Raw genomic sequence first — 24,091 nt, forward strand, 5'->3', positions numbered from 1 at the left:
TCGCGCCCTAGCCCGGCTTCCTCTCGGGCGCCAGACCACTGGCGCACAGCAGCGCGGAACTGACGGTGACTTCGACCAGCTGCCGGTCGCCCACGCGGCGGACGGTTATCACGTAGTCCGCAATCGAGCGCTTGGGGCTTTGCAGCGCTTGCAGCTTGCGCAACTGACCGAGCGTGAGGCGGTCTGTCATCCGCTCCGCCATGCAGGCAGCGTTAGGCTGCGAGAGGCCAGCGTCCATCAAGGCCGAGCGCACGCGCCCTTCGGCCAGCTTGGCCGGGGTGCAACCTGCCAGCGCAATTGCCAGCACGGCTGCGATCCCCGACCAGCACCGCATCAGTGGGCGAGCGCCTTGTTGATGTCTTCGACCATCTTCTTGGCGTCGGCAAGGAGCATCATGGTCTGGTCCATGTAGAACACGTCGTTGTCGACGCCGGCATAGCCCACGCCGCCCATCGAGCGCTTGATGAACATGACCGTCTTGGCCTTGTCCACGTCGAACACGGGCATGCCATAGATCGGCGAGGACTTGTCGGTCTTCGCCGCCGGATTGACCACGTCGTTGGCGCCGATGATGAACGCCACGTCCGCCTGCGCGAACTCGCCGTTGATGTCCTCGAGCTCGAAGACTTCATCGTAAGGCACGTTCGCTTCGGCGAGCAGCACGTTCATGTGGCCAGGCATGCGGCCCGCGACCGGGTGGATGGCGTATTTCACATTGACGCCGGACTTCTTGAGCAGATCGCCCATCTCGCGCAGCACGTGCTGGGCCTGCGCCACCGCCATGCCGTAGCCCGGGATGATGATGACGTTTTCGGCTTCCTTCATCAGGTAGGCCGCGTCTTCAGCCGCGCCGCGCTTCCACGGACGCTGCACCTTGGCCGCGCCGCCGCTGCTCGCTTCCGGTGCTGCGCCGAAGCCGCCCGCGATCACCGAGATGAAGCTGCGGTTCATCGCCTTGCACATGATGTACGAAAGGATCGCGCCCGACGAGCCCACCAGCGCGCCGGTGATGATCATCGCGGTGTTGTGGAGCGTGAAGCCCATCGCCGCCGCGGCCCAGCCCGAATAGGAATTGAGCATCGAGACGACCACCGGCATGTCTGCGCCGCCGATCGGGATAATCAGCAGGAAACCGATGGCGAAGCTGAGCGCGGTGATGACCGCGATCACCCACGGGCTCTGGTCCACAGTGAAATAGCCGACGAGGCCAATGATGCCGAGCAGGGTGCCCAGATTGATGGCGTGACGACCGGGCAGCATGATCGGCGAACCGCTCATGTTGCCGTTCAGCTTGAGGAACGCGATGACCGAGCCCGAGAACGTAATCGCACCGATGGCGATGCCGAGACCCATCTCGATCCGGCTCTGCACCTCGATCACCCCGTCTGGTCCGGCAATGCCGAACGCGATCGGGTTGAGGTAGGCAGCAAGGCCGACGAGCACCGCGGCCATGCCGACGAGGCTGTGGAACGCCGCCACGAGCTGCGGCATGTCGGTCATCTTGATCTTGCGCGCGGTGACGAAGCCGAGGCCGCCACCGACGGCAATTGCGCCTGCGATTTCAGGCAGGCTGGCGAGGCCGTGCGTAGCCAGCGTGGTGACCATCGCAATGGTCATCCCGATCATGCCGTAGCGGTTGCCCGCGCGCGACGTGGCGGGGCTCGAAAGCCCGCGCAGTGCCATGATGAACAGGACGCCAGCAACCAGATAGGCGAGCATGGCCCAGGGAGGAGTGGTGATGTGCTCCATCACTTCTTCTCCTTCTTCTTGTACATCGCCAGCATGCGCTCGGTGACAGCAAAGCCGCCGAAGATGTTGACCGAAGCCAGCACCACGGCCAGCAGCCCCAGCCACTTCGAAACGACCGATCCCTCAGCCGCGCCGGCAACCAGCGCGCCGACGACGATGACCGAGGAGATGGCGTTGGTGACCGCCATCAGCGGCGTGTGCAGCGCGGGCGTGACCGACCAGACAACGTAATAGCCCACAAAGCAGGCCATCACGAACACGCTTAAGATTGAAATGAAGTCCATGTCAGCCCCCCTCAGCCGAGCAGTCGTTCGTTGACGACCTTGCCGCCTTGCGTCAGGCGCACGGCATTGCCGATTTCCTCGTCGAGCACAGGCTTGCCCTGCTCCTTGTCCCAGAAGGCCGAGAGGAAATTGAACAGATTACGCGAAAACAGCGCCGAAGCGTCTGCCGCCAGATGCGTTGCGGTGTTGGAATAGCCGATGATCTTGACGCCGTGCTTTTCGACCACTTCGTCCGCAACCGACCCTTCGACGTTGCCACCTGCTGAAACGGCGAGATCGAATATCACCGAGCCGGGCTTCATCGTTGCGATCTGGGCATCGGTGATCAGGCGCGGCGCGGGCCGGCCGGGGATCAACGCGGTGGTGATCACGATGTCCTGCTTGGCGATATGGCTGGAAACCAGTTCGGCCTGTGCCGCCTGGTATTCCGGGCTCATCTCGGTGGCATAGCCGCCCGCGCCTTCACCCTCGATCCCGGCCACGTTCTCCACGAAGATCGGCTTGGCGCCGAGCGACTGGATCTGCTCCTTGGTGGCCGAGCGCACGTCCGTGGCGGAAACCTGCCCGCCAAGGCGGCGCGCGGTGGCGATCGCTTGAAGGCCGGCGACGCCGACACCCATGACGAAGACCTTGGCTGCCGAAACGGTGCCTGCCGCGGTCATCATCATCGGGAACGCGCGGCCATAAAGATCCGCCGCCACGATCACGGCCTTGTAACCGGCAAGGTTCGATTGCGAGGAGAGGATGTCCATCGACTGCGCACGCGTGATGCGCGGCATGAACTCCATCGCCAGCGCCTCGTACCCGGCAGCGGCATAGGCATCGACGCGCCCGCGCTTGGCGAAGGGCTCGAGCCCGGCGACAATCCACGCCCCGGGATTGGCCCCGGCAAGAAGATCGACTTCCGGCCCCTGCACGCCCAGCACGATATCCGCGCCGGCTGCCGCCCCGCTCGCCACGATCTCGGCGCCAGCGGCCTGATAGGCCTCATCGCTGATCGAGGCGGTCAGGCCTGCCCCCGTTTCCACGCGCACGGCCGCACCGAGACCGATGAATTTCTTCACCGTCTCGGGCGTCGCCGACACCCGGTTCTCACCGCTGGCCCGCTCGCGCAGGACCGCGATCGTTGTTGTCGCCCCCATGCGCGGGCTCAGGCGATCAGATATACGACGAAGAGCACGATCAGCGCGATCACCGGCGTGGCGACCTTGATCATGCCAACGAAGCTCTCGTACGTGGCCGTCGCTGCCTTCATGTTGTTCCCGGCATTGTTAGTGGCGCCCATGACAAACCCTTCCTGATTGCGTTTTAAACGACCAATTGACCGCATCCTCTAGCGGCGGCGCAACCCCGGCTCAAGCGGAACCGGAGGGTTTGCACTTAATCTGGTCTTTACCCAATTGGGCTAGACCCCGGCACTATGCAAAAGGACCGGGAAAGCCATGGCAGAGCCCACTGATCGGCTGCTCATGCTGATTGACGACGAACCAGCGCAGTGCCGCCTCATCTCGGCACTGGCCGCGCGTGAGGGATGGCGCACGATCATCGCTCGCGATTCCGAGACGGCGATTGCTACGCTCGGCACGCGGCAGGGCATGCAGCTCGATGCAATCATTCTGGATCAATGGGTTCCGGGTGACGGCGCGTGCGCCCTGATTGCCGAGCTCAAGGCGCGCCGACCCGCGCTGCCCATCCTCATGATCACCACCAGCGCTTCGCCGCTGCTCGCGGTCGAGGCGATGCGTGCTGGTGCTTCGGACTATCTGATCAAGCCGGTTGCCCCCGATCGGCTGCTCCTGGCACTGCGCACGGCAACCCGGCGTGAGGAATCGCCCGAAGAGCTGCAACCGCTCACCGAAAAGTTCACCGGCACGCTCGATTTCGATTCGATGATCGGAGCTGCCCCCAGCTTCCGCGCCGCGCTGGCCGTCGCCGCAAAGGCCGCGCGCACCCAGAACACCGTGCTGATCGAGGGCGAAAGCGGCACCGGCAAGGAAATGCTGGTGCGTGCGATGCATGCGGCCAGCCCGCGCGCCAAGGCGCCCCTGCGCATCGTCAATGCCGGCGGCATTCCCGCCAACCAGATCGAATCGGTGTTGTTCGGCCACGAAAAGGGCGCCTTCCCCGGCGCGTTCGAGCGCCATGTCGGCACACTGCAACATGCCGATGGCGGCACATTGGTGATCGACGAGATCGATCGGCTGTGTCTTTCGGCGCAGGCCCGGCTCGCCCAGTTCCTCCAACGCGGCGACATCCAGCCCATCGGCGCGCGCCACAGCTTCCGGCTCGACGTGCGGGTCATCGTGTGCAGCAACGCCGCACTGGATGATCTGGTCGAGGCACAGTTGTTCGATCCGGTTCTTCTCGAAGCGCTGAGCACGGTTCACGTGCACCTTCCGGCCTTGCGTGAGCGTGCGGCGGACATTCCCGCACTTGCCCGCCACTTCCTAACACGCATCGGCGAACAGCCTGGCCTGAGGCCACTTGGCATCACCGATGGCGCGCTGGCGCTGCTTGCGGCCTACGACTGGCCGGGCAATGTCCGCCAGCTGCAAGCGACGCTGTTCCGCGCCGCCGTGTTCTGCGACGGCGAGGCCCTGACGGCTCAGGACTTCCCCAACCTGTCAAACATGATCGGCGAAACGCCGCGATCCGCCCCCGCCCAGAGCGAAGGCGCGGGGGTCACGCTCTATGCTGCGGACGGCAACTTGCGCCCGCTGGAAGAGATCGAAGCCGATGTGATCCGCCTCGCCATCGGCCACTATCGCGGGCGCATGACCGAAGTCGCCCGGCGGCTCGGGATCGGCCGCTCGACGCTCTATCGCAAGCTTTCGGAGCTCGGGATCGACAACGTCGCTTGATGCGGATGCATTGCGGAGGTTAGCTTGCCGTCATGGCAGGCGACTTCGACTTTTCGGGCAAGGTGCGGCGCTACGGCGGGAATGTCAGCGACCCGGCAGCCGTGAGGCGGTGCTTGCTGCGCTGGCGCAGCAGACCTCGCCGCTCGGCCGGTTTGCGAGCGCAAAGGAAATTGCCGGCCAGATCGGCTTCCTCCTGTCCAATATGGCAGCGTCCACCACCGGCGCAGTGCTGGTAAGCGATGGAGGATTCTCGCTCTGAGGATCGATCCGCAATGACCAGAGCCCGGCATGGAACCGGGTCATCCCGAGGAGAGAGCATGATGGCTGGGCAGAAGCTGCTGGAAGGCATTCGCATTGTTGACCTGACCAGCGTGGTGTTCGGCCCCTATGCCACCGAAACGCTGGCCGATCTCGGAGCGGATGTGATCAAGGTCGAGGTGCCGGGAGGCGATATCTTCCGCCATGCCGGCAAGCCCGCTGCGACGACCGGCATGGGACCCTGCACGCTCAATCTCAACAAGGGCAAGCGCAGCCTCGCGCTCGATCTGAAGAGCGATGAGGGCAAGGCAGCGCTTGCCGCGCAACTCGCCGAAGCGGACGTGTTCATCCACAATGTGCGCGGCAAGGCGATCGAGCGACTGGGCTTTGGGTATGAAGCGGTCAAAGCCATCAGGCCCGACATCATCTACGTGCACTGCACCGGCTTCGGCTCGGGCGGACCCTATAGCGATTTGCAGGCCTACGACGACGTGATCCAGGCCGCGACCGGCACGGCCAATCTGCTTGGGCGAGTCGATGGCAATCCGGTTCCGCGCTTTCTGCCCTCCCTCATCGCCGACAAGGTGTCGGGCCTGCACGGCGCCTACGCCGTGATGGCGGCGGTGATCCACAAGCTGCGCTTTGGCGAAGGGCAGTTCGTTGAAGTGCCGATGTTCGAAGCCTTCACGCACTTCATGATGCAGGAGCACCTCTACGGGCAGACGCTGGTGCCGCCAAAGGAACCCGCCGGTTATCCGCGTCAGCTCGATCCGTTCCGCCAGCCCTTCCCCGCCAAGGACGGCTATGTGGTGATCGTGCCCTACACGCCCGATGCGATCGATACCGTGATCGAACTGCTCGAAGCGCCCGAACTCGCCGTGGACCCGCGCTTCATCGACTACCCCTCGCGTATGCGCAACATCAGCGAATTCTACGAGGAAATGGCCAAGCGCACGCCGAAGCTGACCATGGCGGAATGGGCTGCAAAGATGGCCGAGCACCAGATCCCGGCGATGCCGGTGCGCGATCTCGATGACGTGACCGAGGATCCGCATCTCAAGGCGGTCGATTTCTTCCAGCAGCGCACCCACCCGACCGAGGGCGAATACCTCAAGATGCGCAGCCCGGTGACCTTCTCGGTGGGGAGCTTCGAGGTGAAGCCCGCGCCGCGGATCGGCGAGGACAACGAGGCGCTTGGCGCACCGCCGCTGCCGGTCAGGCGCCGAGCTGGCTGAAGTCCGTCAGCGCCGCATCGCGCAGGCCGCGCCAGACGCGCAGGGCCTGCACAGTCTCGGCCACATCGTGGACGCGGACCATCTGTGCGCCCGCATCGAACCCTTTCGCCGCCAGCAGCAGCGAGCCGCCAAGCCGCTGGTGCGCTGGTGCCTCGCCGGATAGCGCGCCGATCATCCGCTTGCGGCTGGCCCCCAGCAGCAGCGGCTGGCCGAGCGCATGGAACAGCGGCAGCGCGTTGATCAGCGCCAGATTCTCGGCAAGCGACTTTCCGAAGCCGATGCCGGGATCGAGCAGGATCTTATCGCGCGCGATGCCCCCGGCCACCGCTGCATCGCGCCGTTCGCGCAAGCCATCGAACACATCGAGGACCACGTCGGCATAGTGGCCATCTGCATGAAGGTCCTTTTCCGCGCCGGGCGCGTGCATCAGCACAACCGGCACGCCGCTGGCCGCGACAACTTCCATCGAGCGCGGATCGTGGCGCAGCGCGGAGACATCGTTGACGATATGCGCACCCGCCGCGAGCGCTTCTGCAATCACGGTCGATCGGCGGCTGTCGATGGAAATGGCAGCGCCGCTTGCGGCCAGCTTGGCGATGACCGGGACGACGCGCTTGACCTCGTCGCCTTCCCAGACGGCCGGGGCGCCGGGACGGGTTGATTCGCCGCCGACGTCGATGATCGCCGCGCCTGCCTCCAGCATGCCTGCGGCATGTTCCAGCGCGGCCACCGGCTTGTCGAGAAACTTGCCTCCATCGGAAAAGCTGTCGGGCGTGACGTTGAGGATGCCCATGACCTGCGGCTGATCGAGCCGCAGCGTGCGCGCGCCGCAGATGAGGGGGCCATGCTGAGCCTTGAGATTGGCCCACTGCGCGGCGGCTTCGGCAGCCAAGGTATCGGGAAGCGCGCCCAGCACGGCGTTCGCCTCGTCAGCACTGAAGCGGCGCCGGGAAACGACCTTGCCGCCATCGCGTACGATCAGCGCAAAGCGCGACCCGTAGACAAGCCCGCCGGCAAGGCGGATCGCTCCGCCCTCCTCGCTCTGCGGACTCTCGGCAAAGGCGTTCGGGCGAAGGTAGAGTTTTTGCGCCATGGGAGCGGTCTAGCGCGCGCGGCGGCGCGCGGCGAGGCGAACCGCACGCAGGACCATCCCCTTGGTCCAGCGCGCATGGCAACGCAGCACCAGCGGATCGGGCATCATACCCAGCAGCGGCAGCATGTCAGTCCTCGACCGCAAGCAGATAGAGCTGGCGCAGCGCGTCGAGCGGCTTGACCTCGCCCTCGTGCTCGATGTGCCAGAAGGTCCAGCCATTGCAGGCCGGCGCGCCTTGCACCGCCGAGCCGACCCCGTGAATCGAGCCGGACGCGGCTTCGGACAGGATCGAACCATCGGCGCGTACATTCGCGGTCCAGCGGCGATTGCGATCGAATAGCTGCGCGCCCGGCGCGATCATGCCGCTTTCGACAAGCTGGCCGAACGCGACGCGCGGTGCGCTGCGCTTGCTCATCATCGTGGTGAGCGCGCTCTCATCGAGCGGGAGCGCAGCAGCAATGCGTTCTTCGGCCACCGCGATATAGCTTTCCTCGCGCTCGCAGCCGATCCATTCACGGCCGAGGCGGCGGGCGACCGCGCCCGTCGTGCCCGTGCCGAAGAAGGGATCGAGCACGACATCGCCGGGTTTGGTGGTGGCGAGCATCACGCGGTAGAGCAGGGCCTCGGGCTTCTGCGTCGGGTGCGCCTTCACGCCGTCCTTGCGGATTCGCTCCGGGCCGCCGCAGATGGGCAGCACCCAGTCAGACCGCATCTGCAGTTCGTCGTTGAGCGTCTTCATCGCGCGGTAGTTGAAGGTGTACTTCGCCTTCTCGCTACGCGAGGCCCAGATCAGCGTTTCGTGCGCGTTGGTGAAGCGGGTGCCCTTGAAATTGGGCATGGGGTTCGCCTTGCGCCAGACGATGTCGTTGAGGATCCAGAAGCCCAGATCCTGCAGAAGCGCGCCGACGCGGAAGATGTTGTGATACGATCCGATCACCCAGATCGCGCCATCGGGCTTCAACAGCCGGCGTGCCTCGGTGAGCCATTCGCGGGTGAAGGTGTCATAGCGCTCGAAACTGTCGAACTTGTCCCAATCGTCGGTAACGGCATCGACATGGCTGCCATCTGGCCGCGCGAGATCGCCGCCGAGTTGCAGATTGTAGGGCGGATCGGCGAAGATCAGGTCGATCGAGCCGGAAGGCAGTTCGCGCATCCGTTCGATGCAATCACCGCGCAGGATCTGCCCGAGCGGAAGCGCCAGTTTGCTGACCGCTGCCGCTGCATTACTACGCAGCGCTCGCGCTGCCGCCTTTGCCTGACGTTCCTTTGCCAGAACCACCATTACCGCCTTGTCCCCTGCTGATGCAGCCCGACTGGTGAATCATACGCGACTCGCCGTCAAGCGGCGACTCGCCGGATTTTCGCGAGTCGCGACACCTTGCAGGGAGAGAACGGAACGAGTCCGCGTCTATATCTGGAGTCCGCCCGATCCGCCGGACGCCATATCTGGTGGGTGTGGCTGGCCGGATTCACCGGCGAAAAAAGTTTCGGCGGGCTCAGCCGATGACCGCTGCCACCGGGGCAAAGCTGCGGCGATGATGGGGGGTCGCACCGTGGCGGCGCAGAGCGGAAAGATGCTCCGCAGTTCCATACCCGGCGTTGCGCTCCCAGCCATAGTGCGGAAACGCCTCGGCTGCGGCCCGCATCAGGCGGTCCCGGTGCTCCTTGGCAAGGATCGATGCTGCGGAAATGCAAGGTTCGCTGGCATCGCCTTTCACGATGGCGCGCGCGGGCCATACCCACTCCGCGCAGCGCCTTGCCGGTGTCATGTTGCCATCGATCAGCACCATGCCAATTCCGCTTTCGCCCAGCTGCGCGGTAAGCGCGGCCACCGCGCGGGTCATCGCGAGCATCGTCGCGGCGAAGATGTTGAGCCGGTCGATCTCCTCCACATCGGCAATGCCAAGGGCCCAGTGGCAGGTCTCCCGGATCGCAGGCTCTAGCCTGGCGCGGCGCGCAGCGCTGAGCACCTTGGAATCGGCCAAGCCCTGCGGCGGCGCGGCCCCAAGTACGACGGCGGCGGCCACAACGGGCCCCGCGAGCGGCCCGCGCCCTGCTTCGTCGACGCCCACGACCAACCCGGATTGCAATGCCGGTCCGTTTCCGGCGCTGACAGCGATCCCGTTCGCTGGCATGGTGCCCGGCATGAAAAGATCAGTCTCTACGGGTTTGGCCATGGCCGCTCTCTTCTCCGAAAAGTCCGCCAATCTCAAGCTGGCCGGGAGCTTGTCCCTTGCCCTTTGACCCCGGCCGCGTCGATTGTTGGATCTTCGACCTCGATTACACCCTCTATCCCCCGGCCTGCGGCCTGTTCGGCCAGATCGACCAGCGGATGGGGCAGTTTATCGCCAACCTCCTGGGCTGCGATGCGACCGAGGCCAAGCGCATCCAGAAGATGTATTTCCACGATCACGGCACGACGCTCGCGGGGCTGATGCACTACCATGCGATCGACCCGCGCGAGTTCCTCGATTTCGTGCACGATGTCGACATGTCGGTGCTGGCGCAGGCGCCGCGCCTTGCCGAGCGTATCGCGGCCCTGCCCGGGCGGCGGCTGATCTTCACGAATGGCGACAAACCCTATGCCGAACGGGTGCTGTCGGCACTCGGCCTCGACGGTCTGTTCGAGGGCATGTGGGATGTCATCGCGATGGACTACAAGCCCAAGCCCGAACCATCGGCCTACCACGGGCTGATCGAGGCGTTCGGCTTTGATCCCGAACGTGCGGTGTTCGTCGAGGATTCGGCGCGCAACCTGCCCCCGGCCAAGGCGCTGGGCATGCAGACCGTCTGGATCGATTGCGCCAGCGAATGGGGCGACCGGGCGAAGGATGATGCAGCCATCGATCTCGTGATTGACGATCTGCCGCAATGGCTCGATTCGCTTGCCCGCGAGCGTGCGCTCGGTTAGGCCGCGCGCTCTGATTTCCCCGGGAGCCCCGATCATGACCGCAGAGCTGCAGGCCGCCATCGAAACCGCGTGGGAGGACCGCGCCAACGTCACGCCCGCGAGCGCTGCGGTGCGCGAAGTGGTGGATGCCGCGCTCGAACTGCTCGATAGTGGCAAGGTCCGCGTGGCCGAGAAGCTGGATGGGGAATGGATCGTCAACCAGTGGCTCAAGAAGGCGGTGCTGCTCTCGTTCCGCCTCAATGACAACGCGGTGATCGAGCATGCCGCAGGCGGCGCGCCGGCCTACGATAAGGTTCCCTCGAAGTTCGCAGGCTGGGGCGAAAACCGCTTCCGCGAGGCGGGTTTCCGCGTCGTTCCCGGTGCGGTCGCGCGGCGCGGGGCGCATATCGCCAAGGGCGTGGTCTTGATGCCGAGCTTCGTGAACATCGGCGCCCGCGTGGATGAAGGCACGATGGTCGATACCTGGGCAACGGTCGGCTCCTGCGCGCAGATCGGCAAGAACGTGCATATCTCCGGCGGCGCCGGGATCGGCGGGGTGCTCGAACCGCTGCAGGCTGGCCCGGTGATCATCGAGGACGGCGCCTTCATCGGCGCGCGTTCAGAAGTCGCCGAAGGCGTGATCGTGGGCGAAGGTGCCGTGCTTTCGATGGGCGTGTACCTCGGTGCCTCGACCAAGATCGTCGACCGCGCGACGGGCGAGGTCCACATGGGCCGCGTGCCGCCCTATGCCGTGGTCGTGCCCGGCGCCATGCCCGGCAAGCCCCTGCCCGATGGTACGCCCGGGCCGTCGCTCTACTGCGCCGTGATCGTGAAGACGGTCGACGCGCAGACCCGGAGCAAGACCGGCATCAACGAATTGCTGCGCGACTGAGCCGCACCCGCACCCTGATGCGCTGGGTTCTGGCGCTGCTCTATGCGCTTGCCGGGGTGCTGCATCTGCTCGCCCCCCGCCCGTTCCTCGGCATCATGCCGACATGGGTGCCGCAGCCCGAACTGGTGATCGCGCTGACCGGCGTGGCCGAACTTGCGGGCGCGGCGGGCTTGGTGCAGCCGTGGTCTCCGGCGTTGCGCAGGGCTGCGGGCTGGGGCCTCGCGGCTTATGCTGTCTGCGTATTCCCGGCCAACATCGTTCACTTCATCCGCGACATGGCGCGGCCCGATCACGGGCTGGGCCTTGGCTATCATGTGCCGCGGATGTTTCTGCAGCCGGCCCTCGTGTGGCTGGCCTTATGGGTTTCGGGCGTCCTGCCCTTTCGGGAAGCAAACAAGTCATGAGCGGCGATGAAGACTACATCTACGACGAAGACAGCGGTGAGTGGCTGCCGGCATCCGAGCTTGCCGCCAAGCGCGCGGCGGAAGGCACCGTCGAGGTTCGCGATGCGGTGGGGAACCTTCTTGCCGATGGTGACCAGGTGACACTGATCAAGGATCTTGAAGTCAAGGGCGCGGGGCAAACGCTGAAGCGCGGGACGCTGATCAAGTCGATCCGGCTGACTGGCGACGCGCAGGAAATCGACTGCCGGTTCGACGGGATCAAAGGCCTCGTCCTGCGCGCCGAGTTCGTGAAAAAGCGCTGATCTTCGCTGCGCTTGCTTGGCCTCGCCGAGCGCGCAGATCGGGGGACGGAACAGGCAAGTTGCGTGTTTTGCAACTGGAACGGCGTTCATTACATTTGCGGGCAATTGTGCGCTGCACCATATCGCTCTCAACAAGAAAACAGGGGTGCTCGAAGGCAAATTCTTCCGGTTTCAAAGGAGATTTTGCCATGTTTCTCAAGTCCTTCCAGATCGCTGCCGCTGCTGCCCTGATCGCTGCTCCGGCACTCGCTCATGCTGACGAGACTGCCGCGAAGTTCACCCACGAGGGTGTGACCTACACCTACACCACGCAGGTGGCTGGCGGCGAGCGCGTGATCCGCGGCACCGCTTTCAACGGCAAGGCCCCGTTCGAACTGCATGTGCGCGGCCGCTATGTGACCGGCACGTTCAACAACCAGGCGGTCGAATTCACGCAGGCCGAAGCCCGCGCGCTGGGCATCCAGGTGGCCTCGAACTGATCCTGACGGGGCAGTAGCTGCCCTGATGGCAAAGACGCTGACAAAGCCCCCGACGAACGCAATTCCGGCGCTCTGCGGGGGCTTTTTCGTGCCCGCACGCCATGCCCCGCCGGGATTGCTGGCCAAGCAGGGCCCAAAGGCCTAGGGCTGATCTCCGGCCATACCGTCCGGACGGAGAGCGAGCATGGCCAAAAGCCAGAAAAAATCGAACCGCGAAGTGCGCAAGCCCAAGGCGGAAGCACCCAAGAAGCAGAACGCCTCCAATCCCAGCCAGAAGCCGGGTGTGGTCGCCGGGCTCGACAACATGAAGAAGAGCACCTGACCGATCGGGCCTGTCACCAGCGGAAATGCTGTGGCATGGGCCGATGATGAACGAGCCCCCTGCCCCGCTGCGTATTCTGGTCGATGGCGATGCCTGCCCGGTCAAGGACGAGATCTACAAGGTCGCGTGGCGGCATGACGTCGCCGTCGTGGTGGTGAGCAATGCTCCTTTCCGTGTGCCGGTGCATCCGCTGGTGCGGCGCGTGGTGGTGAGCGACGGGTTCGATGCTGCGGACGACTGGATCGCGGCGGAAGCCACCCCAAACTGCGTCGTGGTGACCGCCGATATCCTGCTGGCGGATCGCTGCCTCAAGGCCGGGGCGCAAGTGCTGTCTTCCACCGGCAAACCCTTCACCGCAAACTCCATCGGCGGCCAGATCGCCACCCGCGCGATCATGGCGGACCTACGCGCGGGGGGTGATGTGATCGGTGGGCCGGCCCCGTTCTCCAAGGCCGACCGCTCTCGCTTTCTCTCTGCACTCGATGCGGCACTGGTGCGGTTGAAGCGCCTGTAGCCTGCGTGTTCAGGCTTCGCGGACGTGCTGGCGGAACCAGTCGGCGAGTTCTTCCTCGGTGAGTTCGCCGGCGGCGAGGGCGAGAATGGCGATGACCAATTCGGCGTCGGTCGCGGTAAGCACAAAGCCGTTGAGCATGAGAAAGGTTTCCGCAACGACCGCTGCGGTGCGCTTGTTACCATCAACAAAGGGATGGTTCCGAGCAATGCCGTAAGCATAGGACGCGGCTAGCGCGGTGACATCGGGATTGCCGTAATCGGCCAGATTGCGTGGTCGGGCGAAAGCGCTTTCAAGCAGGCCATCATCGCGCACACCCTCTGCCCCGCCATGTTCGGCAAGCTGTTCGGCATGCGCCGCACGCGCCACTTCGGGCGCAACCCAGATCCAGCCTGTCGGCATGGTTACTTGGCGAGTTCGCGCAAGGCCCGCTTGCGGCGCGCCATGACTTCGCGCGCCGCTGCCATCTGCGCTTCGAAGTCTGGCTCTTCGGCACGCAGTTCGATACCGCCCGGCGTGGTCACGACCGAGAGCGTCTCACCCACCTCTGCGCCGAGGTGCGTGAGCACCTCACGAGGGAGGATGATCCCGGCGGAGTTGCCGATCTTGGTGATCTTGAGGGTCGCGTTCATACGTAAGTTATAACGCCAGAGGGATGAGTTGGCAATAAGGACCGCTGCGTAGGCGCGTGTGCCCCAGAAGCCCCAGCCCCTCCGTCAGCCCTGCGGGCCGCCACCTCCCCGAGACGAGCTCGGGGAGGGATTGAGGTTATTCCGCAGCCGGCAGGTAAAGCTCGCTGCCAGCTTCGCGGTACTTTTCGCTCATTTCGGCCATGCCGGCTTCGGCTTCGGCCTCGTTCGCCACGAACGTCGCGATCTCCGCGTTTTGCTTGGCGGCAAACTCCCGCACTTCCTGCGTGATCTTCATCGAGCAGAACTTGGGGCCGCACATCGAACAGAAGTGCGCGGTCTTGGCGCCTTCGGCGGGGAGCGTCTGGTCGTGGTACTGCTCGGCGGTGTCCGGATCGAGTGACAGGTTGAACTGGTCGCGCCAGCGGAACTCGAAGCGGGCGCGGCTGAGGGCATCATCGCGCAGTTTGGCGGCCGGGTGGCCCTTGGCAAGATCGGCGGCGTGGGCGGCGAGCTTGTAGGTGACGACGCCGACCTTGACGTCATCGCGGTCGGGCAGGCCAAGGTGCTCCTTGGGCGTCACGTAGCAGAGCATCGCGGTGCCGAACCACCCGATCATCGCGGCGCCGATGCCGCTGGTGATATGGTCGTAGCCGGGCGCGATGTCGGTCACGAGCGGCCCGAGCGTGTAGAACGGGGCTTCGCCGCAGGCCACCAGTTGCTTGTCCATGTTCTCCTTGATCTTGTGCATCGGCACGTGGCCGGGGCCTTCGATCATGACCTGCACGTCCTGCTCCCATGCGCGCTTGGTGAGCTCGCCCAGGGTGTAGAGTTCGGCGAACTGGGCTTCGTCGTTGGCATCCGCCACCGAGCCCGGGCGCAGGCCATCGCCCAGCGAATAGGCGATGTCGTAGGCCTTCATGATCTCGGTGATCTCGTCGAAATGCTCGTAGAGGAACGATTCCTTGTGATGCGCGAGGCACCACTTGGCCATGATCGAACCGCCGCGGCTGACAATGCCCGTCACGCGCTTGGCGGTGAGCGGGATGTAAGGCAGGCGCACGCCGGCGTGGATCGTGAAGTAATCGACGCCCTGCTCCGCCTGCTCGATAAGCGTATCGCGGAAGATCTCCCAGGTGAGGTCTTCGGCAATGCCGCCGACCTTTTCGAGCGCCTGGTAGATCGGCACCGTGCCGATCGGCACGGGGCTGTTACGCAGGATCCATTCGCGCGTGTCATGGATGTTGCGGCCGGTTGAGAGGTCCATGACGGTGTCCGCACCCCAGCGGACCGACCAGACCATCTTTTCGACTTCGTTCGCAACGTCGGAAGCGACGGCCGAGTTGCCGATATTGGCGTTGATCTTGACGAGGAAGTTGCGGCCGATGGCCATAGGCTCGGATTCTGGGTGGTTGATGTTGCTGGGGATGATGGCGCGGCCGCGGGCGACTTCGTCGCGCACGAATTCAGCGGTGACGTAGTCGGGGATCGAAGCGCCCCAGTCCTGCCCATCGCGAACGAGGGCTTCCTTCAATTGGCGACGGCCGAGGTTTTCGCGGATGGCGACATATTCCATCTCGCGCGTGATGATGCCCTGGCGGGCGTAGTGCATCTGGCTGACATTGGCGCCGGCCTTGGCGCGCAGCGGCTTCTGGACGACATTGGGGAAGCCGGGGACGCCGCCGGAGCGATCAGGGCCGAGCTGGCCGTTGTCCTCGGGCTTTACCTCGCGCGCGCTGTATTCCTCGACATCGCCGCGGCCCATGATCCACTCGCGGCGCAGCTGCGGCAGGCCCTTGGCGATATCGATCACGGCATTGCTGTCGGTATAGGGGCCGGACGTATCGTAGACGCGCAAGGGGGGCTCGCCCGAAGAAGGTTCAAGCGAGATTTCGCGCATCGCGACCGTCAGCCCCGGGAAGCGCGGGCTTTCGACATGGATCTTGCGGCTGCCGCGGATCGGGCCGGTGGTGACACCGATCGGCGTGGCTTGTGGGCCATCTTCGAGGCGGGAGTTGATATCGGCCATCTTTCACACTCCTTGTGCGGGCGGAAAGCGGGCGTTAGGCCACAAGGCCGACCGCTCCCTCCGCCCGTGCTAACGGGTTCAGGTTCGACGGGTCGGGCGATGCTAACCGCCCCTCTCAGCCAAGCGGCTCCCCGGGGATGGATGCGTTCTAGAACGCTTGCGCGGTGCCGTCCACATGCTTTGGGACTAGACTTTAAGCGGTCGCTTAAACATACTTTGGCCTGAATGACCCGGCGCGGCAGGCGCGGGGCATACGGAGCAGGATCATGGCGAGCCAGACTCTTACGCGCGAACGGGCGATTAACCCCTATGATGTGAGCGCCGACGCGCTTTACACCGAGGACACCTGGCGCGAGCCGTTTGCGTTCCTGCGGCGGGAAATGCCGATCAGCTGGCGGCCAGAAAGCCCGTTCGGCGGGTACTGGTCGGCGGTGACGCTGGAGCACATCCAGGAAATCGAGTTGATGCCGGACGTGTTCTCTTCCTCGTGGAAGCGGGGCAACATCACGATTGCCGAATCGATCAACGAAAGCGAGTTCCCGAATTTCATCGCGCAGGATCCGCCGATCCATACCGCGCAGCGCAAGGTGATCGCGCCTGCGTTCAGCCCGGGGCAGATGATCAAGCTGGAAGCCCAGGTCCGTGAGCGGGCGAAGATGCTTTTCGATGCGCTGCCCCTCGGCGAGACGTTCGACTGGGTTGAGCAACTGGCTATCCCGCAGACGCTGGGCATGCTGTGCAGCCTGTTCGACTTTCCTTTCGAGGAATGGCGCGATCTCAAGCGCTGGTCCGACTATGGCAGCGGCGTTTCGGCGGACAACCTGACGCCGGAGTACCGCGCGGAATGGATGAAGCAGATGGGCGAGATGCTCCAGCGCTTCGACCGCGAACTCGATGCGCGGCGCGCATTGCCGCCTACGGACGATCTGCTGAGCCGGATGGTCCATTCAGAAGCGATGGGGCAGCTGCCGGCGCTGGAGCGGCTGGCCAATATCGCGCTGCTCATCGTGGCGGGGAATGATACGACACGCAATTCGATCAGTGGTTTGGTCGAGGCTCTTCATCTTTATCCCGAGGAGCTGGAAAGGCTGCGCACGGACCCGACGCTGAGCACCAATGCCGCGCAGGAAATCATCCGCTGGCAATCGCCCGTGACCCACATGCGCCGCACCGCGACGCGCGATGTGGAAGTGGGCGGGCAGCTCATCCGCGAGGGCGAGAAGATCGTGATGTGGTACATTTCAGGCAACCGCGATGAGAGCGTGTTCCCGGATGCCGAGCGGTTTGACGTGACCCGCGAGAACGCGCGGCGGCATATTGCCTTTGGCCATGGCATTCACCGCTGCGTCGGCGCGCGGCTGGCCGAAGTGCAGATCGCGGCGGTGATCGACGAGATCGTGACGCGGCGGCTGAGGGTCGTGCCCATGGGCGCGCCGACGCGGCTGGCGAGCCCGTTCCTGCATGGCTTCAGCGCAATGCCGGTGCGCCTCGAGCAGGATTGAGCCGCCATGACCAATGCACGGGTCTGCATTATCGGGGCGGGCTGCTCGGGGATAACGGTCGCCAAGCGGCTGAAGGACTATGGCATCGCTTACGAGGAGTTCGATGCCTCCGACGATATCGGCGGGAACTGGTACTACAACAATCCCAATGGCTTATCGGCCTGTTATCAGACCCTGCATATCGATACCTCGAAGTGGCGGCTGGCCTTCGAGGACTATCCGGTGCCGGCGGATTGGCCCGACTTTCCACACCACTCGCAGCTCCTGCAGTACTTCCGCGACTACGCCGATCATTTCGGGCTGCGCGAGGCGATCACGTTCAACACGCGGGTCGAAAAGGCGACGCAGCTGGCGGGCGGCGGCTGGGAGGTGCGGCTTTCCAGCGGCGAGACGCGGACGTACGAGGCGCTGGTGGTGGCGAACGGGCACCACTGGGCGGCTCGGATTCCGGAGTATCCGGGCACGTTCGATGGTGAGCAGCTTCACAGCCATTCCTATCGCAGCGCGTTCGAGCCAGTGGACTGCCGGGGCAAGCGCGTGCTGGTCGTCGGCATGGGCAATTCGGCGATGGATATCGCCTCCGAACTTTCGCAGCGCGCGATTGCTTCGCGGCTCTTCGTTTCGACCCGGCGCGGGGTCTGGGTGCTGCCCAAATATTACAAGGGCCAGCCAATCGACAAGAACCCCGCCCCGGCGTGGATGCCGCGCAAGGTGCGGACGGCGCTTGGCACGCGCATGATCAAGAACCTCGTCGGCAAGATGAGCGACTATGGCCTGCCCGAGCCCGAGATCGGCCCGTTTGACGCCCACGCCACGGTTTCGGGCGAGTTCCTGCTGCGCGCGGGATCGGGCGACGTGGTGATGAAGGGCGGAATCGAGCGACTGGACGGCGACGGCGTGGTGTTTCAGGACGGCACCCGGGAGCAGATCGACGTCATCGTCTGGGCCACGGGTTATGACATCCGCTTTCCGTTCTTCGATGATCCTTCGCTCTGCGCCGATAGCGACAACCGCCCGCCGCCGCTGTTCAAGCGGATCATGAAGCCCGAGGTGCCGGACCTGTTCTATGCGGGGCTTGGCCAGCCGCTGCCGACACTGGTGAACTTTGCCGAGCAGCAATCGAAGCTGATCGCGGCCACTTTGGCGGGCGCTTACGCCCTTCCCCCCGCGGACGAGATGCACCGGATCATCAAGGCCGACGAGGCATACCACACCGGGCATTACTATGCGGCGCGGCGGCACACGATCCAGCTCGATTTCGATGCCTATGTGCGCGATCTGAAGAAGGAAATCGCGCGGGGGATGGGGCGGGCGAAGGCGGCCTGAGGGTACAACCTCGATCACCCCCAACCCCCTCCTCTGAAGAGGAGGGGGGAGCGCACAGCTATTCGGCGGCTTCGAGGGCGGCCGCTTCAGCCCGAACGCCGTCATACACGAACTCGCTCGCGGCAGGATCGATGTAGGGGATCTCTTCCTTCTCGCTCCAGTAATCCTGGTTGTGCTGCCATTCGGGCTTGTCGCCCCGCTTTGGCATGCGGTCGAGATCGCGCATGAGGTAGGTGGGATTGAAGTTGTCAGCATCGATCCACGGCAGGATCTTCATGTCCTTGTCTTCTTCACGCAGCGCCACTTCGACCTTGTGAACACCTGCAGAATCCATGTGATTGAGGAGCTTGCAGACAAAATCTCCGACGATGTCGACGCGCAGGGTCCACGAGGCGCGGAAGTAGCCGAAGACCCAGACGAGATTGGGCACGCCGGTGAACATCATGCCGCGATAGTTGACGGTATCAGCCCAGTTGACTGCCGCACCATCGACCTCGAACGGGATTTCGCCCAGCACGGACAGGCGGAAGCCGGTGCAGGCGACGACGATATCGCCTTCGATTTCCTGCCCCGAGCTGACGCGCAGGCCCTTGTCGGTGAAAGTCTCGATCGTATCCGTCACCACAGAAGCATTGCCCGCGACGACCTGCTTGAACATGTCGCCATCGGGAAGCTGGGCGAGCCGCTGCTGCCAGGGGCGATACTTCGGCGTAAAGTGCGGCTCGAAATCGAAATCCTCGCCCACATAGCCGCGGATCAGCGCGCGCAGGTCTTCGGCCATGGCCTCGGGCTCCTCGCGGCTGCGGCGGTCCATCTCGTAGAAATTGTAGATGTAGTCCTGCCGCACGACGCGGTGGATCGTCGGCTCGTCAACGCCGATCGTGCGCAACCGGTCGGCCAGTTCGCTGACATTGGGCGCGCAGTAGAACCACGTCGGCGAGCGCTGGACCATGGTGACCTTGGCGCCGGCTTCGCAGAGCGCCGGGACGATCGTCGCTGCCGTGGCGCCCGAACCGATGACGATGACGTGCTTGCCGGCAACGTCGGTCTGCGGGTCCCACAGCTGGGCGTGGACGAACTGGCCCTTGTAGCTCGCCCTGTTCGGCCAGTCCGGAATGTAGGGCGTCTTGTGATCGTAGTAGCCCTGGCACATCCACAGGAAGCCGGCGGTGAACACCACTTCGCTGCCATCCTTGCGGCGGGCATGCACCGTCCACTGGCTGTCCGCGCTCGACCAGCTGCACGACGTGATGGTGTGGCCGTAGCGAATGTGCGGGGTGATGCCGTTTTCCTCGATCACTTCGCCCATATAGGTGAGGATGGCTTCGGCCGAAGCGATCGGAGCCCCGGTCCACGGCTTGAAGCGGTAGCCGAAGGTGTAGAGATCGGAATCGGAACGGATGCCGGGATACTTGTGGGTCTCCCAGGTGCCGCCAAACGTGTCCTTGCTTTCCAGGATGGCGTAGGTCTTGCCCGGGCACTGGTCCTGCAGATGCTTTGCGGACCCGATGCCGGAAATGCCGGCTCCGACGATCAGGACGTCGACATGCTGTGCAACCTGCTCTGCCATCACACTCTCCTTGTTGGCGGCCTTGACCCTTCTTGCGCCGCCCGCGTGCTTGCCGCGTGCGTTCGTGGGGCCAACTGGACCGATTGCGGCGGTTCTCGCCATCTGGCAGCGAGGAGGCCTTGATCCGCATCAAAACGCAACAGGATTCTCGCTTGAGTCCATCCCGCGAAAGCGAAAGATTGCCAATTGTTCATGTGCCGGATCGGTCGGCGAAATCTGCAGGACGGCAGATAGGCATTGTCCTGCCGGCCTGCCTTCAACTCCACACGTTCTGGGCCGACCGCCGCGACAATCCCTGGGAGAAGGGCAACTCCCCGGTTGCCCTTTGCAAGATCCCGGGGATGGCCACCTCCACCGCCATCCCCGGGACCCCACTTGCCTTGGGGCGCTTCGCCTATCCCCCATCTTCACGAACGGGCAGGGCCGCGCAGGTTGCGCCGCTGCGGCCCAGCGCCTATCGGCTGAGGCGATGAATGCACGGCGCTGCGATATCGCGATCCTGGGCGGGGGCCTCGCTGGTGGCCTGATCGCGCTTGCGCTCGCTCGCTATCGTCCCGATCTTTCGCTGCTGGTCGTGGAGCAAGGCACCTGCCTTGGCGGTAATCACGTGTGGTCGTTCTTCGCCACCGATACCGATCACGAAGCGACCGAACTGCTCGCGCCGATGATCGAGGCGACCTGGGCGGACTACAACGTCCATTTCCCGCGCCACAGCCGGCACCTGCAAACCCGCTACAGCGCCATGACCTCCGAGAAGTTCGACGCGGCGCTGCGGGCGGCGCTGCCGGAGGATGCCATCCTCACGGCGCAAGCGGTGAAGAGTTGCAGCGAGACCGAAGTCATGCTGGGCGATGGCACGCTGGTCGAGGCCGGCGGGGTGATCGACACGCGGGGGTTGCGCGATGTTTCGCACTTCACCGGCGGATGGCAGAAGTTCGTCGGCCGCAAGTTCAAGTTGAAGGCGCCGCACGGCCTTGAACGGCCGATCGTGATGGACGCGACGGTCGAGCAGATCGACGGCTATCGCTTCATGTACGCCCTGCCCTTCGCGCCCGACGTGGTATTTCTGGAGGACACCTACTACTCGGACAGCAGCGTGCTGGACCGGCCGCTACTCGAGCAGCGGATCGACGCCTATCTCGCGGCGCGGGGATGGGAAGTCGAAGCGCTGCTGGGCGAGGAACACGGCGTGCTGCCGGTGGTGGCAGGCGGCGATTTTGCCGGTTTCTGGCGCGATGGCGGCGAGGATACGGCGCGGGCCGGATCGCGCGCGGGGCTGTTTCATTCGCTGACGAGCTACTCGGTGCCCGATGCGGTCCGCTTCGCGCTGGCGCTGGCGCACCATGATGTGCTCGATGGTGCAGGTCTCAAGGCATTCTCTGCCAAGTGGGCTAAAGGGCACTGGGAAAACCAGTCCTACTACCGCATGCTTTCGGCCTTGCTGTTCGGCGGGGCTTATCCGCAGGAACGTCTTCGCATCCTGGAGCGTTTCTACACGATGAAGCCGCAACTCATCGAGCGGTTCTATTCGGGGCGATCAACCTCGTACGACAAGTTTCGCATTCTGGCGGGCATTCCGCCAATCCCGATCCCGCGGGCGCTCGGCACCATCACGGGGCTGGGCCGGCAGCCAGCCCCGCTCAAGTTTTCAGGAGCCTAGAGTCTCATCATGAAGAAAGTAGCCGTCATCGGTGCCGGTTTCGGCGGACTGGCGCTGGCAATTCGCCTGCAGTCGGCAGGGATCCAGACCACCGTGATCGAAGCGCGCGACAAGCCGGGCGGGCGTGCCTATTACTGGGAGCGTGATGGGTTCACCTTCGACGCAGGGCCGACGGTGGTGACCGATCCGCCGTGCCTCAAGGAGTTGTGGGCGCTTTCAGGCCACGACATTTCCGAGGATGTCGAGCTGGTGCCAGTCAAGCCGTTCTACCGGCTTAACTGGGCCGACGGGACCAACTTCGATTACACCAACGACGAGGCCGTGCTGAACGCCGAGATCGCGAAGCTGAGCCCGCGCGACGTGGCCGGCTACGCCGAATTCCTGAAGTTCTCCGCAGGAGTGTTCGAGGAAGGCTACGTCAAGCTCGGCTCGGTACCGTTCCTCGACTTTGCCTCGATGATCAAATCCGCGCCGCCGCTGATCCGCTATCAGGCCTGGCGTTCGGTCTACTCAATTGTCTCAAGCTATATCGAAAACGAAAAGCTGCGCGAGGCGTTCAGCTTCCACTCGCTATTGGTCGGCGGCAACCCGATGACCGCGAGCGCGATGTATGCGCTTATCCATAAGCTGGAGAAGGACGGCGGCGTTTGGTGGGCCAAGGGCGGCACCAACAAGCTGATCGCCGGCATGGTCAAGCACTTCAAGCGCCTCGGTGGCACTGTGCGACTGGGCGATCCGGTCGTGCACATCCATTCGCTGGGCGACCGGGTGACGGCGGTAGAGACGAAGAGCGGCTGGCGCGAGAGCGTGGATGCGGTCGCCTCCAACGGCGATATCGTTCACTCCTACGCCGATCTCATGCCCGATAACGGCCATGCGCAGCGGCGCGCAAAGTCGCTGAAAAAGAAGAAATTCTCGCCTAGCCTGTTCGTTGTGCACTTCGGTGTGGAAGGCACCTGGCCGGGCATTGCGCACCACATGATCCTGTTCGGTCCGCGCTACAAGGGCCTGCTCGACGACATCTACAAGCACGGCGTGCTGCCCGAGGATTTCTCGATCTATCTTCACCACCCCTCGGTCAGCGATCCGAGCATGGCGCCGCCGGGGATGAGCACGTTCTACGCGCTCGTGCCGGTGGCCAATATGGGCAAGCTGCCGATCGATTGGGACGAGATCGGGCCGCAGTTCGAAAAGCGCGTGCTCGACGAGGTGGGCCGCCGCCTGATCCCGGATATCCACAGCCGGATCGTGACGAAGTTCTCCTATACGCCCAAGGACTTCTCGATCGATCTTTCGGCGCATCAGGGCAGCGCGTTCAGTCTGGAACCGCTGCTTACGCAATCCGCGTATTTCCGCGCGCACAACCGTGACGACGCGATCAAGAACTTCTATCTGGTCGGCGCGGGCACTCATCCGGGTGCAGGCATACCCGGCGTGGTCGGCAGCGCGAAGGCGACTGCAGGGCTGATGATCGAGGATTTGCTGGGGGCGTGAGAGAAGAGTGAAACGGCTGGCAGTCTATTGCGGTTCGGCATCGCCGGCAGATGCGCGCTATGTTGCGCTGGCACGCGATGTGGGGGCCGAATTGGCCTCGCGCGGGATCGGTGTGGTCTATGGTGGCGGACGGCTGGGCCTGATGGGCGCGGTGGCTGCAGGTGCGCTGGAGGCGGGCGGCGAGGTGATCGGCGTGATTCCCCGCGCGCTGGCCGAAGCCGAGGTCGCCAATCCCGATTGCACGAGCCTGACCATCGTGGAGACCATGCACGAGCGCAAGCAGGCCTTCACCGATCTGTCGGACGGGTTTCTAACCTTGCCCGGCGGGGTGGGCACGATGGATGAACTGTGGGAAGCGGTGAGCTGGTCGCAGCTCGGCTATCACAGCAAGCCGGTAGGCCTGCTCAATGCCTTCGGGTTTTACGACAAGCTGCTCGCTTTCCAGACGCACATGATCGAGGTCGGCTTCATCCGGCCGGTGCATGGCGGGATCATTCTGGCCGAGCATGCGCTCGATGTCCTGCTGGCGCGGATGGCGGCTCATGTGCCGCACACGCCGATCATCCAGATGTCCGCGAAGGACTTGTGAGGCGGCGTGCCT

The 24,091-nt window shown here is 64.4% G+C and carries 26 protein-coding genes and 1 riboswitch; of the genes, 15 read left to right on the forward strand and 11 right to left on the reverse strand.

Features of this window, described 5'->3' with window-relative positions; all coding sequences use genetic code 11:
- Positions 1–7 precede the first annotated feature (7 nt).
- Genes ACO06X_RS02025 through ACO06X_RS02040 form a run of 4 tightly spaced genes read right to left on the reverse strand, consistent with a single transcriptional unit; the run spans position 8 to position 3,175 of the window.
- Entirely contained in the window at positions 8–334 is a 327-nt protein-coding gene (locus ACO06X_RS02025; RefSeq protein WP_421838350.1) for a hypothetical protein, read from the reverse strand.
- Positions 334–1,749: an NAD(P)(+) transhydrogenase (Re/Si-specific) subunit beta gene (locus ACO06X_RS02030; protein WP_298170194.1), complete on the reverse strand. Its 1,416-nt coding sequence runs from the start codon at positions 1,747–1,749 to the stop codon at positions 334–336. Before ACO06X_RS02030 ends, ACO06X_RS02025 begins: the two co-directional genes overlap by 1 nt.
- Positions 1,749–2,033, reverse strand: a complete 285-nt coding sequence (locus ACO06X_RS02035) for a proton-translocating transhydrogenase family protein (RefSeq protein WP_298170191.1) — start codon at positions 2,031–2,033, stop codon at positions 1,749–1,751. The genes ACO06X_RS02030 and ACO06X_RS02035 overlap by 1 nt, the downstream gene beginning before the upstream one ends.
- Before the next feature lie 11 nt (positions 2,034–2,044).
- The gene (locus ACO06X_RS02040) at positions 2,045–3,175 is read right to left on the reverse strand and encodes an NAD(P) transhydrogenase subunit alpha (RefSeq protein ID WP_421838351.1); all 1,131 of its coding nucleotides are present in this window, start codon (positions 3,173–3,175) and stop codon (positions 2,045–2,047) included.
- Between the two features lie 300 nt (positions 3,176–3,475).
- On the opposite strand from ACO06X_RS02040, the gene ACO06X_RS02045 reads away from it, so the two are divergent.
- The 3 genes from ACO06X_RS02045 (at position 3,476) to ACO06X_RS02055 (ending at position 6,387) form a co-directional block, all read left to right on the forward strand.
- On the forward strand, positions 3,476–4,894 hold the full coding sequence (locus ACO06X_RS02045; RefSeq protein ID WP_421838352.1) for a sigma-54-dependent transcriptional regulator: 1,419 nt from the start codon (positions 3,476–3,478) through the stop codon (positions 4,892–4,894).
- A 109-nt stretch (positions 4,895–5,003) separates the two neighbouring features.
- Positions 5,004–5,153, forward strand: coding sequence for an SDR family oxidoreductase (locus ACO06X_RS02050; RefSeq protein ID WP_421838353.1), 150 nt, complete (start codon positions 5,004–5,006; stop codon positions 5,151–5,153).
- A gap of 61 nt (positions 5,154–5,214) precedes the next feature.
- Entirely contained in the window at positions 5,215–6,387 is a 1,173-nt protein-coding gene (locus tag ACO06X_RS02055; RefSeq protein ID WP_421838354.1) for a CaiB/BaiF CoA transferase family protein, read from the forward strand.
- On the opposite strand, the gene folP is transcribed toward ACO06X_RS02055, so the two are convergent.
- The 3 genes from folP to ACO06X_RS02070 form a co-directional block, all read right to left on the reverse strand.
- On the reverse strand, positions 6,368–7,480 hold the full coding sequence (folP, locus tag ACO06X_RS02060; protein ID WP_421838355.1) for a dihydropteroate synthase: 1,113 nt from the start codon (positions 7,478–7,480) through the stop codon (positions 6,368–6,370). The genes ACO06X_RS02055 and folP overlap by 20 nt on opposite strands.
- A gap of 127 nt (positions 7,481–7,607) precedes the next feature.
- Positions 7,608–8,762, reverse strand: a complete 1,155-nt coding sequence (locus tag ACO06X_RS02065; RefSeq protein WP_421838356.1) for a site-specific DNA-methyltransferase — start codon at positions 8,760–8,762, stop codon at positions 7,608–7,610.
- A gap of 214 nt (positions 8,763–8,976) precedes the next feature.
- Complete coding sequence (locus tag ACO06X_RS02070; RefSeq protein ID WP_421839836.1) at positions 8,977–9,615, reverse strand: ribonuclease HII; 639 nt, start codon at positions 9,613–9,615, stop codon at positions 8,977–8,979.
- A 98-nt stretch (positions 9,616–9,713) separates the two neighbouring features.
- Here ACO06X_RS02070 and ACO06X_RS02075 point away from each other — a divergent pair, with 98 nt between their 5' ends.
- From ACO06X_RS02075 to ACO06X_RS02105, 7 genes are all read left to right on the forward strand, one after another.
- The gene (locus ACO06X_RS02075; RefSeq protein ID WP_421838357.1) at positions 9,714–10,391 is read left to right on the forward strand and encodes a pyrimidine 5'-nucleotidase; all 678 of its coding nucleotides are present in this window, start codon (positions 9,714–9,716) and stop codon (positions 10,389–10,391) included.
- Between the two features lie 34 nt (positions 10,392–10,425).
- Positions 10,426–11,262 carry a 2,3,4,5-tetrahydropyridine-2,6-dicarboxylate N-succinyltransferase gene (gene dapD / locus ACO06X_RS02080; RefSeq protein WP_421838358.1) on the forward strand — a complete coding sequence of 279 codons (837 nt, stop codon included), beginning with the start codon at positions 10,426–10,428 and terminating at the stop codon, positions 11,260–11,262.
- Positions 11,263–11,279: 17 nt separating this feature from the next.
- Entirely contained in the window at positions 11,280–11,666 is a 387-nt protein-coding gene (locus ACO06X_RS02085) for a DoxX family protein (RefSeq protein ID WP_421838359.1), read from the forward strand.
- On the forward strand, positions 11,663–11,968 hold the full coding sequence (locus ACO06X_RS02090; protein WP_421838360.1) for an alkylphosphonate utilization protein: 306 nt from the start codon (positions 11,663–11,665) through the stop codon (positions 11,966–11,968). Before ACO06X_RS02085 ends, ACO06X_RS02090 begins: the two co-directional genes overlap by 4 nt.
- Positions 11,969–12,156: 188 nt before the next feature.
- Positions 12,157–12,447 (forward strand): hypothetical protein, encoded by a 291-nt coding sequence (locus tag ACO06X_RS02095; protein WP_298170103.1) that lies wholly within the window; start codon positions 12,157–12,159, stop codon positions 12,445–12,447.
- A gap of 184 nt (positions 12,448–12,631) precedes the next feature.
- A complete protein-coding gene (locus ACO06X_RS02100) occupies positions 12,632–12,769 on the forward strand; it encodes a hypothetical protein (RefSeq protein ID WP_421838361.1) in 138 nt (45 codons plus the stop codon).
- 43 nt (positions 12,770–12,812) lie between these two features.
- Positions 12,813–13,283, forward strand: a complete 471-nt coding sequence (locus ACO06X_RS02105) for a YaiI/YqxD family protein (RefSeq protein ID WP_421838362.1) — start codon at positions 12,813–12,815, stop codon at positions 13,281–13,283.
- Positions 13,284–13,292: 9 nt separating this feature from the next.
- Here the strand turns inward: ACO06X_RS02105 and ACO06X_RS02110 are convergent, their stop codons facing one another.
- The 3 genes from ACO06X_RS02110 to thiC all read right to left on the reverse strand — a co-directional run bounded on the left by ACO06X_RS02110 (position 13,293) and on the right by thiC (position 15,938).
- The gene (locus ACO06X_RS02110; RefSeq protein ID WP_421838363.1) at positions 13,293–13,682 is read right to left on the reverse strand and encodes a type II toxin-antitoxin system death-on-curing family toxin; all 390 of its coding nucleotides are present in this window, start codon (positions 13,680–13,682) and stop codon (positions 13,293–13,295) included.
- A 2-nt stretch (positions 13,683–13,684) separates the two neighbouring features.
- Complete coding sequence (locus ACO06X_RS02115) at positions 13,685–13,912, reverse strand: AbrB/MazE/SpoVT family DNA-binding domain-containing protein (RefSeq protein ID WP_298170092.1); 228 nt, start codon at positions 13,910–13,912, stop codon at positions 13,685–13,687.
- 136 nt (positions 13,913–14,048) lie between these two features.
- A complete protein-coding gene (gene thiC, locus ACO06X_RS02120; protein WP_421838364.1) occupies positions 14,049–15,938 on the reverse strand; it encodes a phosphomethylpyrimidine synthase ThiC in 1,890 nt (629 codons plus the stop codon).
- 38 nt (positions 15,939–15,976) lie between these two features.
- A riboswitch (TPP riboswitch) is annotated at positions 15,977–16,082 on the reverse strand.
- Positions 16,083–16,204: 122 nt separating this feature from the next.
- On the opposite strand from thiC, the gene ACO06X_RS02125 reads away from it, so the two are divergent.
- Both ACO06X_RS02125 and ACO06X_RS02130 read left to right on the forward strand, forming a co-directional pair.
- A complete protein-coding gene (locus tag ACO06X_RS02125; RefSeq protein WP_421838365.1) occupies positions 16,205–17,440 on the forward strand; it encodes a cytochrome P450 in 1,236 nt (411 codons plus the stop codon).
- A 6-nt stretch (positions 17,441–17,446) separates the two neighbouring features.
- A complete protein-coding gene (locus tag ACO06X_RS02130; RefSeq protein WP_421838366.1) occupies positions 17,447–18,766 on the forward strand; it encodes a flavin-containing monooxygenase in 1,320 nt (439 codons plus the stop codon).
- A 58-nt stretch (positions 18,767–18,824) separates the two neighbouring features.
- Here the strand turns inward: ACO06X_RS02130 and ACO06X_RS02135 are convergent, their stop codons facing one another.
- Positions 18,825–20,336, reverse strand: coding sequence for a flavin-containing monooxygenase (locus tag ACO06X_RS02135; RefSeq protein WP_421838367.1), 1,512 nt, complete (start codon positions 20,334–20,336; stop codon positions 18,825–18,827).
- A 469-nt stretch (positions 20,337–20,805) separates the two neighbouring features.
- Between ACO06X_RS02135 and crtY the strand changes: the two genes are divergently transcribed.
- The 3 genes from crtY to ACO06X_RS02150 are packed head-to-tail and all read left to right on the forward strand — an operon-like array spanning position 20,806 to position 24,079.
- Positions 20,806–21,996 carry a lycopene beta-cyclase CrtY gene (gene crtY, locus ACO06X_RS02140; protein ID WP_421838368.1) on the forward strand — a complete coding sequence of 397 codons (1,191 nt, stop codon included), beginning with the start codon at positions 20,806–20,808 and terminating at the stop codon, positions 21,994–21,996.
- 9 nt (positions 21,997–22,005) lie between these two features.
- Positions 22,006–23,490, forward strand: coding sequence for a phytoene desaturase (locus ACO06X_RS02145; protein WP_421838369.1), 1,485 nt, complete (start codon positions 22,006–22,008; stop codon positions 23,488–23,490).
- A gap of 7 nt (positions 23,491–23,497) precedes the next feature.
- Complete coding sequence (locus ACO06X_RS02150; protein WP_421838370.1) at positions 23,498–24,079, forward strand: TIGR00730 family Rossman fold protein; 582 nt, start codon at positions 23,498–23,500, stop codon at positions 24,077–24,079.
- Positions 24,080–24,091: the final 12 nt, after the last annotated feature.

It is taken from the genome of Novosphingobium sp. (assembly GCF_965229225.1).
Classification (GTDB): Bacteria; Pseudomonadota; Alphaproteobacteria; order Sphingomonadales; family Sphingomonadaceae; genus Novosphingobium.

Excerpts from the sequence above, each read along its gene's own strand:
- ACO06X_RS02070 (WP_421839836.1), bottom strand. The coding sequence starts at position 9,615 with ATGCCAGCGAACGGGATCGCTGTCAGCGCCGGAAACGGACCGGCATTG.
- ACO06X_RS02135 (WP_421838367.1), bottom strand. The coding sequence starts at position 20,336 with ATGGCAGAGCAGGTTGCACAGCATGTCGACGTCCTGATCGTCGGAGCC.
- ACO06X_RS02130 (WP_421838366.1), top strand. The coding sequence starts at position 17,447 with ATGACCAATGCACGGGTCTGCATTATCGGGGCGGGCTGCTCGGGGATA.
- ACO06X_RS02030 (WP_298170194.1), bottom strand. The coding sequence starts at position 1,749 with ATGGAGCACATCACCACTCCTCCCTGGGCCATGCTCGCCTATCTGGTT.
- ACO06X_RS02125 (WP_421838365.1), top strand. The coding sequence starts at position 16,205 with ATGGCGAGCCAGACTCTTACGCGCGAACGGGCGATTAACCCCTATGAT.
- ACO06X_RS02065 (WP_421838356.1), bottom strand. The coding sequence starts at position 8,762 with ATGGTGGTTCTGGCAAAGGAACGTCAGGCAAAGGCGGCAGCGCGAGCG.
- ACO06X_RS02115 (WP_298170092.1), bottom strand. The coding sequence starts at position 13,912 with ATGAACGCGACCCTCAAGATCACCAAGATCGGCAACTCCGCCGGGATC.
- ACO06X_RS02090 (WP_421838360.1), top strand. The coding sequence starts at position 11,663 with ATGAGCGGCGATGAAGACTACATCTACGACGAAGACAGCGGTGAGTGG.
- ACO06X_RS02045 (WP_421838352.1), top strand. The coding sequence starts at position 3,476 with ATGGCAGAGCCCACTGATCGGCTGCTCATGCTGATTGACGACGAACCA.
- ACO06X_RS02085 (WP_421838359.1), top strand. The coding sequence starts at position 11,280 with ATGCGCTGGGTTCTGGCGCTGCTCTATGCGCTTGCCGGGGTGCTGCAT.
- ACO06X_RS02055 (WP_421838354.1), top strand. The coding sequence starts at position 5,215 with ATGGCTGGGCAGAAGCTGCTGGAAGGCATTCGCATTGTTGACCTGACC.
- ACO06X_RS02110 (WP_421838363.1), bottom strand. The coding sequence starts at position 13,682 with ATGCCGACAGGCTGGATCTGGGTTGCGCCCGAAGTGGCGCGTGCGGCG.
- ACO06X_RS02095 (WP_298170103.1), top strand. The coding sequence starts at position 12,157 with ATGTTTCTCAAGTCCTTCCAGATCGCTGCCGCTGCTGCCCTGATCGCT.
- ACO06X_RS02100 (WP_421838361.1), top strand. The coding sequence starts at position 12,632 with ATGGCCAAAAGCCAGAAAAAATCGAACCGCGAAGTGCGCAAGCCCAAG.
- crtY (WP_421838368.1), top strand. The coding sequence starts at position 20,806 with ATGAATGCACGGCGCTGCGATATCGCGATCCTGGGCGGGGGCCTCGCT.
- ACO06X_RS02040 (WP_421838351.1), bottom strand. The coding sequence starts at position 3,175 with ATGGGGGCGACAACAACGATCGCGGTCCTGCGCGAGCGGGCCAGCGGT.
- ACO06X_RS02035 (WP_298170191.1), bottom strand. The coding sequence starts at position 2,033 with ATGGACTTCATTTCAATCTTAAGCGTGTTCGTGATGGCCTGCTTTGTG.
- ACO06X_RS02145 (WP_421838369.1), top strand. The coding sequence starts at position 22,006 with ATGAAGAAAGTAGCCGTCATCGGTGCCGGTTTCGGCGGACTGGCGCTG.
- dapD (WP_421838358.1), top strand. The coding sequence starts at position 10,426 with ATGACCGCAGAGCTGCAGGCCGCCATCGAAACCGCGTGGGAGGACCGC.
- thiC (WP_421838364.1), bottom strand. The coding sequence starts at position 15,938 with ATGGCCGATATCAACTCCCGCCTCGAAGATGGCCCACAAGCCACGCCG.
- ACO06X_RS02105 (WP_421838362.1), top strand. The coding sequence starts at position 12,813 with ATGATGAACGAGCCCCCTGCCCCGCTGCGTATTCTGGTCGATGGCGAT.
- folP (WP_421838355.1), bottom strand. The coding sequence starts at position 7,480 with ATGGCGCAAAAACTCTACCTTCGCCCGAACGCCTTTGCCGAGAGTCCG.
- ACO06X_RS02025 (WP_421838350.1), bottom strand. The coding sequence starts at position 334 with ATGCGGTGCTGGTCGGGGATCGCAGCCGTGCTGGCAATTGCGCTGGCA.